The sequence below is a fragment of the Methylibium sp. T29-B genome, assembly GCF_000576225.1.
Taxonomy (GTDB): domain Bacteria; phylum Pseudomonadota; class Gammaproteobacteria; order Burkholderiales; family Burkholderiaceae_C; genus Methylibium; species Methylibium petroleiphilum.
Window position 1 is genome coordinate 1 of record NZ_AZSN01000382.1, and the last position, 794, is coordinate 794.

A 794-nucleotide genomic window follows, 5' to 3' on the forward strand; every position below is an offset into this window, starting at 1 on the left:
GCCGCCGCCAGCAGGCCGAGGTTGAGATCGCGCCGCGGTGGGTGTTGATGCCGCCGGTCGCGCGCAGCATGCGTGCCTCGGCGGCACGCCCCAGCCGGTTCAGCGTGGCGAAGCTCGCGCCCTGGGCGCCGGCCGCGGCGGCCTGCTCGAAGTAGCGGCGCAGCGCCAGGCTGCTGCGCACGAAGCTCGCGGCGTCCATGTCGCGGTGGCTGCCGCTGTCGCACAGGCTCACGAGGCCCGGCTTGGGGTAGGTGATCAGCTCGCCCAGCAGCGCCCGCACCGCGGCGTTGCGCACGGTGCGCTGCGCGTGGCCGCACTCCGGGTCGGCATGCAGGAGCGAGGGAGGCGTCGTCAGGCTCAGCATGGTGTCGACACGGTACCCCAGGCCGCCCACACCGCGGCCAGTTCGCGCAGCGCCGGACCGTGGTCGGCCTTCAGCAGCAGCTGCGCCGGCGCGGCTGCCAGCTCGCGCCAGGCCACGCTCGCGCCGTCGGGCAGCTGGAGTTCGCCGTCGAGCCGGGCCGCGCTGCCGGCCTGCACCTCGGCCAGCGCCTCGAGCCAGGCGCGCGCGACCGCTGCGCTGGGCGGACAGGCCAGCAGGTCGAGGTCGGAATGCTCGGTCAGGTAGACAAGCCCGCTGGCCTGCTGCCAGAACGCCGAGCCGAACACGTGCACCGGCAGACCGAGCGCGAACGCGCGCGATTCGAGCTGCGCCGCCGGCTCGCGCAGCGCGCCGGCAGGTGGGCCAGCGCGTCGCCAGCGCCGTGCGCCGAGACCAGCCTCACGGCCGCTGG

General features: G+C 75.8%; 2 protein-coding genes. Both read right to left on the reverse strand.

Features of this window, described 5'->3' with window-relative positions:
* Positions 1-364: triphosphoribosyl-dephospho-CoA synthase (locus Y694_RS22070; RefSeq protein WP_231497847.1), on the reverse strand; the 364-nt coding region annotated here is incomplete at its 3' end.
* Positions 358-794, reverse strand: a 437-nt coding sequence (gene mdcG / locus Y694_RS22075; RefSeq protein WP_081782317.1) for a malonate decarboxylase holo-[acyl-carrier-protein] synthase, incomplete at its 5' end; no start/stop codon positions are given. The genes Y694_RS22070 and mdcG, both read right to left, overlap by 7 nt.